We start from the raw sequence: 14,964 nt of genomic DNA, 5'->3' as shown, positions 1-14,964 counted from the left end.
ATAGTTCTGTCGTGCAAGTTTTATTGAAGTTATGCTGCTGTTAGCATACTAAGTTGAACCTTAAACTTGCTGCAATGGCTTGCATACGTATTCAGATGGGCAAGTTAGTTGTATAGCCGTAAAGTTATTTCTAGCTTTTCAGGTAAATGACAAAGCCCGTCTATACGGGCTTTGTATTACTTTTTATTGGTATCGATATTGGTATTTAGTGATGATTAACCATCAGTACTTTTGACTCATTAGGCGCAAGGGTCAAAGCGACGGCTCCCTTATCATCAATAACTGTCAGTGTGTACTCCTGGCCGCTTAATGACTTTTGAGGTTCATTTAAAAGGTCCACCAGCGCTATTTGCTTAGCGTTAATCTTCCACTTCGAGATGAGTGAATGTGGTAGTTGTAAGGTAAACGTCTTACCGTGTTGCTGGCTAAAGTTACTCACAATAATTAATTGCTGCTCAGCATTGTATCGGCTAAATGCAAATGTTTGCTCATCATAGCCAATCACTTTGTTTGCGCGGTTAAAACTATCGAGTTCGACATACTCACCTGTTAGTGCCGATGCGCTATGGCTTAGGTTGAGCAGCTTTGTGTAATATCGTCTTAGTTCAAGTTCTTTTGCCGTTGATTGTCCGCCATCAAATTTGCCGTTGTTCATGTAGCGCTGATGGGCTGGAACGCCGATATAATCGAAAATACTGGTACGGGTAGGACTACCAAAACCTGCTTTCACTGCTGCTTTTTCACCAACATCTTGTCCGAAATAAATAAGAGTAGGGGCGGAGCTTATGGTAGTTGAAACTACCATAGCGGGCAGTGCCGCAAAAGCATCATCAGCAAAATCGGCACTAGCAATCCTTTGCTCATCATGGTTTTCCAAAAAATGCAGCATGTTTGATGAGATATCACTGACTAAGGCTTGTTTCTCTGCGATAGCGGCTGTGCTTTCTTGCCCTTGAATAATGGCTTTTAGCGTATCGTACATATCCACTTTATCGTACAGATAGTCCATTTTCCCGAGTCGAATATAGTCTCGATAAAGCGCTGGATTATAGACTTCAGCTAATAAGAACGCCTCAGGGTTTGTGTGTTTAATATTGGCGTTTAGATAACTCCAAAATGCCACTGGCACCATCTCTGCCATGTCATAACGAAAACCATCGATACCCTGAGCTAGCCAAAATTGAGTGATTTGTTTGAATTTCACCCAAGAGTCTGGAATGCGTTTGTCTTTAAAAGGCAGTGCTTTGTCTTCAGTTTCTATTGATAACCAATGCAGATAGTGGACGTTAGCGTCTTGACTTGCTAGTGAAGATGGCAGGCTAGGGAAGTCGTAACTGCCGTCTGGTTTTACACCATAATTGATTTTCACGGTTTCGTACCAGTCATTTGCATCCGGCTGCGCTGCGCGAGAGCCATTGCCGGTCCATTTCGCGGGGAACTCAATAAATTTACCATCGGAAAGGGGATGAGCTTCTCCACCTAGCGGTGCATTTTCTTGTGTTAACTGAGGGACTTTGAAAGCTTTTGCAGTTAGTTCACTGGCAGTATCGTCTACCACATAGTAGAAGTTGTTTTGTCTTTTATAACTTGTACTGGTGTCATCATTAACGCCGAAGCTGCTAACGCCATGTTGGCCATAGTTAGATTGATAAGCTCTAGCAACATGATTTGGCACGATGTCGATGACGACCTTCATACCATTATCATGGGTGCGTTTGATTAAGTCTTTAAACTCTTGCAGCCTGTTCTCTACATTATCAGCAAGATCTGGGTTCACATTGTAGTAATCTTTTACAGCATAAGGGGAACCTGCGCGTCCTTTAACGACATCTGGGTCATCGTCGCTAATACCATAGGTTTTATAATCAGCAACCAAAGCATGATGGGGGACGCCGGTATACCAAATGTGGGTGGTACCGAGGGCTTTAATACTTCGTAGCGCAGTGTTATCAAAATCACTAAACTTTCCAACACCGTTTTGCTGTTTTGTTCCCCACGGTTGATTGGTGGTGTTTTTGTTGCCAAACAAGCGCGTGAAGACTTGATAAACCACCGGCTTTACTTGTTTATGCGTCGAAACAGTGCTTTTGTTTGCAGGTGCTTTTTCTGCAGTGTTTACGTCGCTATTCGTTGATGATTCTGTGCAACCGATTGCAAAAAACGCAGGTAAGACAAGACTGACTATTAACGCGCTTTTTGATACTTTTAGTTTGCTCTTTTCAACAGCATTGTTAATACCACATACATCAACCAACTTTGTTTTAAACGTCATAAAATCTAACCCTATCCATTGATTTAGTTGTTCTTATTGATTAGTTTAGGCTTAGTACTAACACCGAGTTTGCAGGGCTTTTTAAGCTATGTAAGGTATTTTGCGATTGACCTGTTATCACATCGGTTGCAGTTGAAAAGTTTTTCAACTGTGTTTTGAATCTTTCACTATCTAGAGTTATCTGCTCATCGTTCTTGTTCATCACGACCATCACCGTTTCTGTCTTATCCGCTCTAAAGTAAACATAAACGCCGTTTTCTGGTACGTAATGAATCAGCTTACCGTTAGCAATGGCAGATGAGTCTTTTCTAAAATTGAGTAATGTACTAACAAAATGTTGGGCGTCCAACTGTTGCGAGTTTAATCCCTGCTGTGTCATCGCATTGCTAGCGTCGGATGACCAACCACCGGGGAAGTCAGCTCTTACTGCACCGTCGTGGCGACCCTCTACCGGGCTTTGCATTAACACTTCTGTGCCGTAAAAAATCTGCGGAATACGATTGGACGTCAATGTGTACGCCATTGCCATCTTGTAACGAGATAAATTGTTATCCAAAAGGCTGAATAAACGGTTGGTGTCGTGGTTGCCTTCAAATAACACTAGATTAGTTGGGTCGGCATAAACGACATCATTTGCCATCATCTCATATAATTCAATAAAACCTTTGTCCCAAGATTCTGGATGATTAAAGGCTTTTAGCATGGTCTCGTAGAGTGGGAAATCCATTAGACTTGGAAGGTAGGAGACATAGCCATCTTGGTTTATTTTTCCTGCTTGCCAATAGGAGACAGTTATGGGATTCGCAGTCCATTCTTCGCCTACTATATTAAACTTGGGGTACTCAGCCATAATTGCTTTTGACCATTGCGCCAAAAATTCTTTATCGGCGTAGGAGTAGGTATCTTCACGGATCCCAGATAAATTAGCATACTCAACCCACCAAATACTGTTTTGAATCAGGTAGGTTGCTAGTTTTTCGTTCGTTTGGTTTAAATCTGGCATGCTATCAACAAACCAGCCATCGACGAAGTTGCTCAAATCGCTTGGCGCAGAGTAGGGGTCTTGTACTGTAGTACGACGATGAGTGGTAAAAGGCAACTTACTGGTATTGATGGGCTGATTAGCAGCCAAACCATTTATCCAGGTTTTGCTAGGAATATCTGTCATCCACCAATGGTTAGAGCCGATATGGTTGACGATGATATCTTTGATGATCCCAATGCCCCTATCTTTAGCGGCATCACTAAGTTGACGGTAGTCCGCATTACTGCCAAAACGCGGGTCAATCTTGTAGTGATCTGTTGTTGAGTAGCCATGGTAGGAGTATTGCTGCTGATTATTTTCAAGCAGTGGGTTGACCCAAAGCTGGGTCACACCAAGCTTTTGTAAGTAATCTAGGCTATTAATAATACCTTGTATATCACCGCCATGACGGCCATCTTTATCTGCTCTATTGACCTTTTCAAGCATTGAGCTGTGATTATCATTTGATGTATCACCGTTAACGAAGCGATCTGGAGTAATTAGGTAGATGACATCGCTGTTATCGAAGCCTTGTCGCTGGCTAGAACCAGTCCGTCGTTGTTTGATTTGGTAATCAAACTGATGCATTTGAGTCTTATTTTTTGTTAGCGACAGAGTGATGGTCTGCGCTTTAGCATCTTTTAGAGATAACTTTATAAATAAATAGTTTGGATTTTCTGTGGTTGATTGCTCAACAATATTGATATTTGAACGAGTCCGTAAGGATGCTTGCATTGACGCGATATTGTCGCCGTGAAGCATCAGCTCAAGCGTTGGATTGACCATATCCGCCCACCAGAACTCCGGTTCAACTCTAAGCCGCTCTGTTTTTAACGTTTGCTCTATGGTTGATGATGACAGGTTAGCTGCCTGACAATCTTGCATCAAAGCAGTACAGAAAAGTATCGAAATCGTTGGCGCGGTAAGCCAGTTTAGAGATGAGTTCATTATCAGAGCCTTGTTGCTTATAGAGCCTTTTAAATCAAAAAAGCCTACTTCTTTAGAGAAGTAGGCTTTGGTTAACTAAGCTTACATGCTGTAGCTAAATCCTAAGTAATATTGACGACCGAAAGTTTGAATGGTTCCAGTTTGTTGTGGCTGACCAAAGTAAGTTTTGTTTGGTTCGTCAGTAAGGTTGTTCACCTGGAACAATAGCTTTAAGCCATTTTCCATCGCATATGATGCTTGATAGTCAAATATTGTTTCTGCATCAAAGAAAGCGAGTTGAGATTCAACTGCAACTTGTTCTGAAACATATTCACTTCTGTAGCGCATGCTTACGCGAGTATCAAAACCTTCCAGTGTATAAAACAGTGTTGTGTTAGCAACATGTTCTGATAAACCAGGAAGAGGGATAGCAAGTGATTGACCACTTAAGTCAGTTTCAAACTCAACTTCACTGTCTGAGTAAGAGTAACTACCTGTGAAACCTAAGCCTGCAAATGCGCCTGGTAAAAAGTCAAAGATTTGCGTGTAAGCAAGTTCAACACCACGGATATAGCCGCCATTGTCGTTATTGATGGCTGTTTGGTATTGACCTTCATCCTTAACCACTGGGAATTCAACGCCATTATCGACAATAGTATCTGGAACAATAAAACCAGCTTGCTCAAAATCAAATGGCTGAATCGTAAAGTTGTTGATAAACGACTTAATGTCTTTGTAGAAAACGGCTAATGCAATTGCGCCTTCGCTGTCTTCAAAGTAATGCTCGTAAGACAGATCAAATTGGTCTGCATAAAACGGGTCAAGTAGCGGACTCGTATTACCCCATGCGTTGTACTTTTTGTATCCTGGTGTCGCTGAGTCATCATACCAAGAGCCCATACCCGACTTTAACTTATCGATAGGTGGGCGAGCCATAACTGAAGCTGCGGCAAAACGAATTTGGTCATTATCAGTAAGGTGAAAGTTCAAGTTAATTGAGGGTAGGTAATCGGTATAGGTTTTACCGACTTCGTTGCGAACATAATCGGTACTAATCACACCTTTTTCATCGGCGATCTCTTCACCTAAACCAAAACCAACTTGTTGTAAGCCTTTGCTCGACTGATCGGTATTGACGACACGTACACCGATATTACCGGTAACGGGTAAGCTGCCGATCTCCATATTGAGGTTAGCCTGCACATAACCGGCTAGTACGTCTTCATTAACTGAGCCACTTTGGATCATGGTCCAATTATTATCCCAATTTGCTGTTGGAGTAAATGGATCCTGCCCGGTAGCTGCAAGTTGTTGGTTAACTAAATCAACCGCTTTATTAAAATCAATTTTAAGGAAACTTGGGTAGTTTGAAAGATCGCCACCGAAGTTAACTACGTCGGTCATATCATCGGTTAGGTGAAGAACCGGTTGATTGCCTGCGTTGTCGCCAAATTCGAAGCCGTATCCCGCTTGTGAGCGCTGCGCGTTAAATTCTCGCTGTGAATATCGGACGCCAAAATCAACAGAAGAGATAAAGTCGTTATCTAATACATAGTTAAAATCGAGTTTATATGCGATAAGATCGTTTTGTTGATCGTAAGGCCACATACCCACTTCTCTAAGTCCTAGAGTGGCTGTATCGGTATAACTTTTGTCAAAGCTGACATCTGCTGGATTAAGACCGTTTAATTGGTAATCGATCGACTCTGAAGCACGGACTTGATTATCGATATCGTCATAAATAACCGCTCTGGTGCCGCCATTAACGAACTCACCATCAGCTTTTGAGTAACTAATATCTGCCGCAACGGTAAGTGCATCGCCATTATTCCAGGTGACGTTAAACGCACCTGAGGTGAGGCTAGAGTATTTAGAATCGTTATCATTGACAACAAATACGGCAAAGTTGTCGGTTCCATCAGTCGATACTGTGCCGCCAGTCATTGAACCGTTTTGGACTGTAGCGTTACTGATCTCGCCATTTTTAAGCGATTTTACGCGAAAACCGCGGGCAAAGTTTTCTGAATCAAATTTGGAGTGGAATACATCGCCTTTGATGCTCCAGTTATCATTGGGTTGCCAATGGATTGCACCCATATAGCCATCGCGAGTATCTTCGCCGCCTTTTTGTTGCATCTCAAAGCCTTCGCTGATTGATTCTGCTTCTCCGTCACCATTAACGTCGCGTGAATCATCATTGAACCTAAGACCAATGAACTGACTGGCTACATAAGGTTGGTAGAGGTGAGCGTAACCAACGGCAACGCCTAAAGTATCTTCTAAGTACTTACCTTGGTAAGAAAAGCTTAAACGATTACCAAATTGTTCTGCATCAGCGATATCTGCTGCTTGGTCATTGAAACTTCCGCGCATGTTGACGACAAAAGAGTGCTCTTTTTCATTTTGTAACGGATCTGCAGTTTTAAGTTCTACGGTACCTGCAACACCACCTTCAATCAGTGAAGCCTTTTGTGATTTGTAGACTTGAGCTTGAGTGATCAATTCTGATGGGTATTGGTCAAATTCTACTGCGCGTTTACCGCCGGTAGTCACCTGTTCACGACCATTTAACGTTGCGAAAACGAAATCTCCGTCTAAACCGCGAATATTCAAACCACTGGCTTGACCACCCGTTCTGACTGCAGTTACACCAGGTAGCCGAGTTAGAGCATCAGCGATAGATTGATCAGGCAAGGCACCTAAGTCATCCGCAGAGATGCTTTCTGAGACGGTATCAGCAAAGCGTTTTACATTAAGCGATTTAATAACGCTGGTTCTAAAACCTTTAACTTCAATAACTTCTATTTGCTCTTCTTGCGCTTTATCGTCTTTTTCTGCTTTGGCTTCTTCTGCAGCATAACTGCTCATACTCGCGCCAGCAGCGACTAATGCTAAGGTCAGCACGCTAGGTTTAAATTGCAACATCTTCATCCCCTTTAACTAGACTGTCGGCTAGTTACCTTTTTTTAATTATCACTGACGTTGTAACGAGTTTGGGTACAGAAGCGCACGTGTTACAACATTTTTGCAGCGTTTATAAGTATATTGTTGCGCAACGGTGAAGATATTACTCCCGAGATTCTGACCATAACAATGTTATGCATACGTATTCAATCTTTTTGCCCGTCTAAAATAACTGCGAATGGTTGTTTTTACTCATAGGTGTTAATGCGTAAATGTGTTCGTTAGTACTTGTTTTAATGCATAATATCCCAGTAATAAAGTTTATTATTTATCAACTGGTTTATTGCATACGTATGCAGAGATATTGAACCCTATTTCGCAAATCACGTATGCTGCCAACATTCTAACAACAAAAGCGACCAATCTTTAGGTGGCAACATTGTTTTAACTAACGGTTGGATTTGTTAGTTTTAAATATTGAGTGTTAAGGGGCAAGAATGGATCAACTTACATGGTGGCGAGGCGCTGTCATCTATCAAATCTATCCACGTAGTATGTTGGATACAAATGGTGATGGAGTTGGAGATCTACAAGGGATTATTAAGAAACTGGATTACATTGCTAGCTTGAATGTGGATGCAATTTGGGTATCGCCTTTTTTTACCTCGCCAATGAAAGACTTTGGTTATGATATTAGTGATTATCGAGACATTGACCCAATGTTCGGTAACATGGCTGATTTTGATGAACTGATTGCCAAAGCACACTCATTGGGCATTAAAGTTGTTATTGACCAGGTGCTTAGTCATACGTCCGATCAGCATCAATGGTTTACAGAGAGTAGACAAAATAAAACCAATGCCAAACAAGACTGGTATGTTTGGGCCGATCCGAAAGAGGATGGAACAGCCCCTAATAATTGGCTAGCGATTTTTGGCGGCTGTGCATGGGAGTGGGAACCTAGGCGTCAACAATATTACTTGCATAACTTTTTAACCAGCCAACCCGATCTTAACTTTCACAACCCGCGAGTCCGCTCAGCCGTATTAGCCAATGTGCAATTTTGGTTAGATAAGGGCGTTGATGGTTTTAGACTCGATGCGATTACATTCTGCTTTCATGATGATCTTCTACGTGATAACCCGGCAAAGCCCAAAGACAAGCGTCAGGGGCGCGGTTTTAGTGAAGATAATCCCTATGCTTATCAGTATCACTACTTCAACAATACTCGCCCTGAAACTGTTAGTTTTATCGAAGAGTTGCGGGCACTGATTAACCATTATCCCGGTGCGGTAACCTTAGGTGAAGTCTCTTCAGAAGATTCCTTAGCCACAATGGCTGAATACACCCAAGGTAATGACCGATTACATATGGCTTATAGTTTTGAGCTATTAACCAATGACTACAGTGCAAGTTACATTCGGGAGACCGTTGAAGCGCTAGAAGGCCGGATAGGGGATGGCTGGCCATGTTGGGCTATTGGTAACCATGATGTACAGCGGGTGGCAACGCGTTGGGGTCAAGGGCGAGCAACAGAAGATATGATAAAGATGCTTAATGCCTTGTTATGTTCGCTTAGAGGCAGCGTTTGTAGTTATCAAGGTGAAGAACTTGGGTTAACTGAAGCCAAAATAGAGTTTGAGCAACTACAAGATCCATTCGGTATTGCATTTTGGCCAATGTTCAAAGGTCGCGATGGCTGCCGTACACCAATGCCTTGGTCTAAAGATTTAAGCAATGCAGGTTTTAGTGATGGCGTGCCTTGGTTACCTGTTGCCAAAGAGCACTATTCATTGGCGGTTGAAAGCCAAGAGTTGAATAAGGATTCAATTTTAAACAGCTATAGAACTTTCCTTGCCTGGCGAAAACACCATCCAGTGCTTATTGAGGGCGACATTCGCTTTATTGATACTCCTGAACCAATACTGTGTTTTATTCGTAGCGATGACGAAATCAGCTATTTAGTCTGTTTTAATTTGGGTGAAAATGAGCTATCAGTTGAGCTACCTGGTTTTGAAGTGGAACGTGAGTTTAACGCCCATGGTTTAGCCCGATCTACCCTTCTGAACGGAGTGTTGACATTGCCACCCTACGGCAGCTTTTACGCCAAACTTGCTAGAGTCTGTTGATTTTTTATGGTTGTTTTTACGCCGATTTATTGGCCATTTTGGCAAGGACGAGGCTATGTAGGGTAGTTATTCCCAACAAATAGCCTTTAACGTAGAAAAAATTCCCAAGAAATGCTGTCCTTTGGATTCGTTTCATTGCTTCTATTCTTTTATGACTTGAATGAGTTATGAGCGCTTCACTTAGTTGGCTAAGCGTCATCGCTCAAGCCTTGCGTTAGAAGCATTATTCCATACGGTAAAGAATCGAACAAAAACTCAGCTCGAAAGAACAGCAGACCCTAATACTTAGTCTTTAAATGACTTTAACTTAAGAAGATTGACCTGATAAGAGAGAAAATAATATGGCTTCATCTTTTAGTTCTAATACAGCGACTGTAGCATCGGGTGATAACGGCAGTTATCGTTTTGCTTTGGTTTCACTCACTTCACTGTTTTTTATGTGGGGTTTTATAACCTGTTTAAATGATATTTTGATCCCGCACTTGAAAGCGGTTTTTTCGCTTAGCTATACAGAAGCAATGCTCATCCAGTTTTGCTTCTTTGGCGCATATTTTTTAGTTTCTGTGCCTGCAGGCAAGTTGGTTAAGACAATGGGCTACCAGCGTGGGATTATCACTGGGCTTGTTATTGCAAGTATAGGATGTGCATTGTTTTATCCTGCTGCGGCGCTGGCGGTTTACCCACTATTTCTTGGCGCACTGTTTGTGCTCGCATCTGGGATCACGATTTTACAGGTTGCAGCTAACCCCTATGTGAATGCATTAGGTAGTGTTGAAACTGCGTCGAGTCGCTTGAATTTAACGCAAGCATTCAATGCGTTAGGTACAACCTTTGCCCCATATTTTGGTGCAATCTTAATATTGTCTGTCGCAGTAGAGGCTCAATCAGGGCTTTCGCAAATGCAAGCTGAAGCAGAAGTGGTCAAATTACCGTATCTACTGTTGTCTGCAATGTTAGCCGGTTTAGCGATTATATTCTCAAAGCTGAAACTACCGGTCATTACAGCTCATTCTGAGTCAGCTGTTGAAGGTGTCGCCGATAAAAACGGTAAAACCAGTGCCAGTCAGTACAAACATTTAGTACTCGGTGCGGTTGGGATATTCGTCTATGTCGGTGCAGAGGTTTCGATAGGTAGCTTTTTAGTCAACTTTCTTGGTGAAGAGCATATTGTCGGTATGAAAGAAGCTGACGCTGCAAAATATATCGCTTACTACTGGGGCGGGGCAATGGTCGGTCGATTTATTGGTTCGGCGGTAATGCAAAAAATCCCTGCAGGAACGGTATTAGCTTTTAATGCATTTATGGCCGCTAGCCTAGTTGTTGTTGCGATGAATACCTCTGGTGAAATTGCAATGTGGTCAATACTTGCGGTTGGGCTGTTTAATTCAATAATGTTCCCAACTATCTTTAGTTTGGCGCTACGTGATTTAGGCCCACATACCTCTCAAGGTAGTGGCTTTTTATGCTTAGCTATTGTAGGCGGTGCGGTCGTACCGCTGCTACAAGGTGTAATGGCCGATAGTATGGGGATCCAACCTGCGTTTATCCTACCCGTTATCTGCTATGGGTTTATTCTATACTATGGAGTTAAAGGTTCTAAACTATAGGATTTGAGGTTAGCGATACCGCGCTTGTAAGCGCATAAGAAAAGCGACTTGTTTGAAGTCGCTTTTTTATTGCGACTTTTCGCGAGTAAGCTTGCGTATTTAGCACTTTGCTCCTATGATCGCTGCGATTTCTTTCTACGGTAACTTTTTAATGTTGAATTCGTCTTTATCTCCTAGCTCTACAGAACTTGTGATTAGTATTCTTGACCTTGTATTAAAAGAGGGCAAGCCACTGGATCGCGCTTATTCGCAGCATTTTTCGGGGCTGCAATTAGAGCCTTCTGAACAAGGGCGGATCACTCTTGTAACCGGTGATATCTTAAGACGTTTGAATCTTTACTGCTTTTTGTCTGACGTAAAGGCTGAAGAGATGGCAAGAATGGGGTCGCGTTTGTTGAACGTATGGCATCTATTCCACCAGTTACCGTTACCAAAAATGAAATACGCTTTACAAGTCGATGAACAAGAACTGGCTACACGTATTGAAACCGCAAAACAGCAACCGGTGTTGTGGGATGGTTGTCCTGACTGGCTAAACGAGATGGGGCAGGCGCAAATGGGCGACCGCTGGCCTGCAGAACGTGCAGCGCTTAACAAGCCTGCTAAACGTTTTTTACGTGTTAATACTCTTAAATGTACTCGTGATGAATTAGCAAAAAAACTACGTAATGAACGGGTGCAAACTGTAGAAGTTGAAGGCGTCGACACCGCTTTAGAGGTGGTATCCGATTCAGCACTGTTTAGAACGGAGTGTTTTAAGAAAGGTTGGTTTGAGCAGCAAGATGCAGGCTCGCAACTTATTGCCAAAGCGCTTGACGCTAAACCAGGTATGCGTGTTGTTGATGCGTGTGCCGGAGCGGGTGGTAAGACACTGTCTATTTCTGCCCAAATGGAAGGCAAAGGCCGGTTGCTGGCGATGGATGTCGAGCAATGGAAACTAGATAACCTTAAACAGCGTGCTCGTAGAGCTGCAGCTCATAATGTTGAGACACGCATTATTGCTAGCAGCAAAACGATTAAGCGTCTTAAGCTATCCGCTGATCGAGTGTTACTCGATGTACCGTGTTCAGGTCTTGGTGTACTCAAACGTAATCCAGATGCTAAATGGCGTGATACTCCTGAGCGGCTACCTGTTCTGGTAGCTTTGCAAAAGCACATTTTGCAAAGCTATAGCAGAATGGTCAAAGTCGGCGGTATTTTAATTTATGCTACTTGCTCTATTATGCCTGAAGAGAATCGCGATCAAGTAGATGCATTTTTAGCTGAGAATAAACATTTTCGCTTTATTGAAGATGAGAATATCAGTCCTGCTGAAACGGGATTTGATGGTTTTTACTACGCGAAACTAGAGCGTATCGCTGAAGCATAAAACTAACTTTGCAAAATCTAAAAAAGAGCGCTTGATGCGCTCTTTTTGTTAGCTAATACTCAATGAGCTAGGGTGTTACACCTTAAGCACTATACCACTATTGAATAGTGGTTCCCTTTGGGAAAATGTTATTCACCTTGCAACGTGACCAAGACTTTTCTCGACCCGCCAAAATCCCTATGTTCGCCTAAATATATACCCTGCCAAGTTCCAAGGTTGAAGCGCCCATTGGTTATCGGAAGCGTTAAACTGACGCCAAGCATACTTGATTTGAGATGTGCCGGCATATCGTCATCTCCCTCATATGTATGGGTATAGTAGGCCGCACGCTCAGGCGCTAACCGATTTATAAAGGACTCAAAGTCAACTCGCACACTTGGATCTGCATTTTCATTGAGTGACAGAGATGCCGAGGTGTGTTGTAGCAATAAATGTGCGGTACCGACTGTAATCTTATTAAGTGTAGGTAAGCCACGCTCAATTTCGTCAGTGATTAAGTGGAAGCCTCTACTTCGAGCAGATAAAATGATACTTTTTTGTAGCCACATAGCAGCAGTCTTTTAGTAAATTCTTACTATAAGCTAACAGGGCCAAAGGGATAAAGTAATATTAATTATTTCGACTAACTTGCTGTGCATTATCGTTCACTTCGGTGGATAAGTTTGCACACCTATTCATTTTATCAAAACCAAAGTCGCCTTTATAAAACAGGCAGAGACTCATTAGCATCTTGTGAATCTGTAAATCGTTCTCTTCGTCTTCTATTACTCTCACACTGTTATTGGTAAAATCCATGAAAACCAAACTACTTAATTTTGGTAGTAAAGCAAGTTGATAGTCTCTGTAATAAACAGAACGTTGCTTACGGGCGAGTAAGCTTATATAGTCACTGGGCTTCATTACAGCTTCACCTGATGAGCGCACAACATAATTTTTTCCTACTTCTGATACGACTTTTTTTTCATCAATAAAGCTAGCATTCATTGCTTTTGATGGTAATGATGACTCTACAAATACAAATCGTTCTTTTACAACATTCGATTCTTTATTTGGTAATGGAATCCCATCAAATGTAACTGGTAATTTTAAATTTAGCTCTTTATTTATAGTAGGTAAAATATCTACAAGTGAAAAAAGCCCATCAATAATTCCAGGTTTGTTAATAGCCTTGCTGTTCTTGAATTGCACTCTTGCTAATAGAACTTTAGTTTGCTTTTGATCTAACACGTTTGTGCCATGTCCCCAAGATTGAAGGGAAGGGCTGGCAGCAGTGCCTAGAGTATTGAGATTCTCGCCTAATTTGAACCCCTCCCCATGATCTGAAATTACGTATACGATAGAATTATTTAAGTAATTCAGGCGTTTTAAATCTTCAAAAAAATTCTCAATTTGTTTATCTACCTTTGTTAACATTGATTTATACATGAAATGGCTATAGTTTCCTTTCCATTTAGTTGAATCTTGTTCTATAAAATCAGAAGAAGTATAGGGCCAATGTAGTTGACAAAAATGAACGGATAGAAAATTAGCTTTGTTCGGATTTAATTTATAAATTGTCTCCTTGTTAAATGCAGAAGGAGAATATGACTTCCCATATGCTCTGTTATTATTTAAATAAGGAAAGATAACATCTGAATAAGGGTGGTTCAACAGTACGTTGATATAAGGGAAATCTGAGAAACTAGAGATGAATGCATCGGCAGCACCTATTTTTGGCCCTGCTGTAGACTTAAAACCATAGGACTCATCAATCTGATTGAACCTTCTTTCATCCATTGCATACGTAGTATGGTAACCATCTTTATTAAGCGCCTTCACAAATGGAATAGTTTTGTTAATTAACTCTGGTGGCGCCAAATTAAATCTTGCTCCGTTTGTTTTTGGGTACTGACCTGTTAGGATGCTCATCCAAGCCACATAAGTTCTACTCTGAGGACTATAGCTGTTTTTGTATATGGTAGATTTATAAAGTAAATTGTTAATAAATGGAGCATGGTTATCCCGTTGATTTTCATAATGAAGATGATCAGGCCTTAGCCCGTCGATTCCTACTATTATTATATTGGGCTTATCAAGTTTTGATTGTGGAACCTGAAGTGTACCGATTGGATAAATAATAAGCAAAGCAAGTGAAATGATAAAGCAAAATATTAACTTTCGGTGTTTTAACTGGCTTACACCCATGATAAAAATAAAAAGTAATATACTACCTGTTACAAATAAAAAGTATGGAGATGAGAATGAATTACTTCTAAAGTAAGCGGTAATAGACGTGGGGTATAAATATGAATTTAGACCCACTATAAAAGTAATGTGACTCAAGGTCAGTAGTATTAATATTAGATCGTTTTGGAATTCATTACGGTCCTTCATTCTAATGGAGTAATAACTAATTGTAATTAAGGCTGCCCAAAAAATGTGGATGAGGAGTAATATTAATAAGTAATAACCGATATCTTTTATCAAACCTATACTTTTAAAATGCTGTATATCTAAATGTGTCATCGCATTTGCGATAGAAAAAGGAGAATAAGGAAGAATGGTACTTCTATAGTTGATGAGTAACACCGTAAATAAAAACAGCAAACCTGTCGCTCTCAGTAAAACCCTAAATGCATTGTTGTTATCATTTTTCATTCATCAGCCTTATTGGTTTCTTTGCTTTTAGAGCTATTACCAATTTTATAATTAGAAGTGAAATCTTTGAGCTTGTTTTCTCTACTTGCTGGCCA

General features: G+C 41.3%; 8 protein-coding genes. 3 read left to right on the top strand and 5 right to left on the bottom strand.

Annotated features, from left to right (window positions below; translation table 11 throughout):
• Positions 1–205 precede the first annotated feature (205 nt).
• From K5R16_RS05050 to K5R16_RS05040, 3 genes are all read right to left on the bottom strand, one after another.
• The gene (locus tag K5R16_RS05050; RefSeq protein WP_220736450.1) at positions 206–2,272 is read right to left on the bottom strand and encodes an alpha-amylase family protein; all 2,067 of its coding nucleotides are present in this window, start codon (positions 2,270–2,272) and stop codon (positions 206–208) included.
• Between the two features lie 40 nt (positions 2,273–2,312).
• On the bottom strand, positions 2,313–4,244 hold the full coding sequence (locus tag K5R16_RS05045) for a glycoside hydrolase family 13 protein (protein ID WP_374758378.1): 1,932 nt from the start codon (positions 4,242–4,244) through the stop codon (positions 2,313–2,315).
• 81 nt (positions 4,245–4,325) lie between these two features.
• Positions 4,326–7,148 (bottom strand): TonB-dependent receptor, encoded by a 2,823-nt coding sequence (locus tag K5R16_RS05040; RefSeq protein WP_220736449.1) that lies wholly within the window; start codon positions 7,146–7,148, stop codon positions 4,326–4,328.
• 476 nt (positions 7,149–7,624) lie between these two features.
• Here K5R16_RS05040 and K5R16_RS05035 point away from each other — a divergent pair, with 476 nt between their 5' ends.
• The 3 genes from K5R16_RS05035 (at position 7,625) to K5R16_RS05025 (ending at position 12,232) form a co-directional block, all read left to right on the top strand.
• On the top strand, positions 7,625–9,256 hold the full coding sequence (locus K5R16_RS05035; protein WP_220736448.1) for an alpha-glucosidase family protein: 1,632 nt from the start codon (positions 7,625–7,627) through the stop codon (positions 9,254–9,256).
• 341 nt (positions 9,257–9,597) lie between these two features.
• The gene (locus K5R16_RS05030) at positions 9,598–10,863 is read left to right on the top strand and encodes a sugar MFS transporter (protein WP_220736447.1); all 1,266 of its coding nucleotides are present in this window, start codon (positions 9,598–9,600) and stop codon (positions 10,861–10,863) included.
• 151 nt (positions 10,864–11,014) lie between these two features.
• The gene (locus K5R16_RS05025; protein ID WP_220736446.1) at positions 11,015–12,232 is read left to right on the top strand and encodes an RsmB/NOP family class I SAM-dependent RNA methyltransferase; all 1,218 of its coding nucleotides are present in this window, start codon (positions 11,015–11,017) and stop codon (positions 12,230–12,232) included.
• Between the two features lie 128 nt (positions 12,233–12,360).
• Here K5R16_RS05025 and K5R16_RS05020 read toward each other — a convergent pair whose 3' ends face one another.
• Positions 12,361–12,780, bottom strand: a complete 420-nt coding sequence (locus tag K5R16_RS05020) for a secondary thiamine-phosphate synthase enzyme YjbQ (RefSeq protein ID WP_220736445.1) — start codon at positions 12,778–12,780, stop codon at positions 12,361–12,363.
• Between the two features lie 61 nt (positions 12,781–12,841).
• Positions 12,842–14,869: a sulfatase-like hydrolase/transferase gene (locus K5R16_RS05015; RefSeq protein WP_220736444.1), complete on the bottom strand. Its 2,028-nt coding sequence runs from the start codon at positions 14,867–14,869 to the stop codon at positions 12,842–12,844.
• Positions 14,870–14,964 lie beyond the last annotated feature (95 nt).

Source organism: Shewanella sp. c952 (assembly GCF_019654975.1).
Lineage (GTDB): Bacteria > Pseudomonadota > Gammaproteobacteria > Enterobacterales > Shewanellaceae > Shewanella.
Note: the sequence above shows the minus strand (reverse complement) of the source record. Positions and strands in the feature narration are given on the sequence as shown.

Excerpts from the sequence above, each read along its gene's own strand:
- K5R16_RS05035 (WP_220736448.1), top strand. The coding sequence starts at position 7,625 with ATGGATCAACTTACATGGTGGCGAGGCGCTGTCATCTATCAAATCTAT.
- K5R16_RS05045 (WP_374758378.1), bottom strand. The coding sequence starts at position 4,244 with ATGAACTCATCTCTAAACTGGCTTACCGCGCCAACGATTTCGATACTT.
- K5R16_RS05050 (WP_220736450.1), bottom strand. The coding sequence starts at position 2,272 with ATGACGTTTAAAACAAAGTTGGTTGATGTATGTGGTATTAACAATGCT.
- K5R16_RS05025 (WP_220736446.1), top strand. The coding sequence starts at position 11,015 with ATGTTGAATTCGTCTTTATCTCCTAGCTCTACAGAACTTGTGATTAGT.
- K5R16_RS05040 (WP_220736449.1), bottom strand. The coding sequence starts at position 7,148 with ATGTTGCAATTTAAACCTAGCGTGCTGACCTTAGCATTAGTCGCTGCT.
- K5R16_RS05020 (WP_220736445.1), bottom strand. The coding sequence starts at position 12,780 with ATGTGGCTACAAAAAAGTATCATTTTATCTGCTCGAAGTAGAGGCTTC.
- K5R16_RS05015 (WP_220736444.1), bottom strand. The coding sequence starts at position 14,869 with ATGAAAAATGATAACAACAATGCATTTAGGGTTTTACTGAGAGCGACA.
- K5R16_RS05030 (WP_220736447.1), top strand. The coding sequence starts at position 9,598 with ATGGCTTCATCTTTTAGTTCTAATACAGCGACTGTAGCATCGGGTGAT.